The sequence below is a fragment of the Mesorhizobium waimense genome, from assembly GCF_003601975.1.
In the GTDB taxonomy this organism is placed as follows: Bacteria; Pseudomonadota; Alphaproteobacteria; order Rhizobiales; family Rhizobiaceae; genus Mesorhizobium; species Mesorhizobium waimense.
Map to the genome: position 1 here is coordinate 1 of NZ_QZWZ01000256.1, position 387 is coordinate 387.

General features: G+C 54.8%; 1 protein-coding gene. It reads right to left on the reverse strand.

All coding sequences use genetic code 11. From position 1 onward, the window contains the following. Positions 1 to 387, reverse strand: a 387-nt coding sequence (locus D3227_RS40910; RefSeq protein WP_208646666.1) for a PilZ domain-containing protein, incomplete at both ends; no start/stop codon positions are given.

Sequence of the window (387 nt, forward strand, 5' to 3'; positions counted from 1 at the left end):
GTCCTGCCAGAGCGCCCATGTATCCGCACGGGCAAACGTACACTGCACAAAATCGATATGTTGCTGGGTGGTGAGCGGCATTAATTTCAGCCCAACTTCATTACCCATCACGCGCGCCACCTGGGTCGGGAAGACGTATTCCTGCTGACCGCGTTTAAGCAACAGATTCACTTTCTGCCCTTCCAGAATCTGCGCCTGACCGTTGATCTTGATCCCCAAACCACCGTCGGAGAAATCCTGAACGGTACACGAGAAGAGGTGACCATCTTCGCGGGCAATTGCCGCGGGCATCGTCATCTCCACGCGGTGCGATCGGCGTACCTGTTTGCTTTCTACCGATACTGCAACTGCGCCGCCAAGAACAATCAGGTTGTAGAATACCCACAC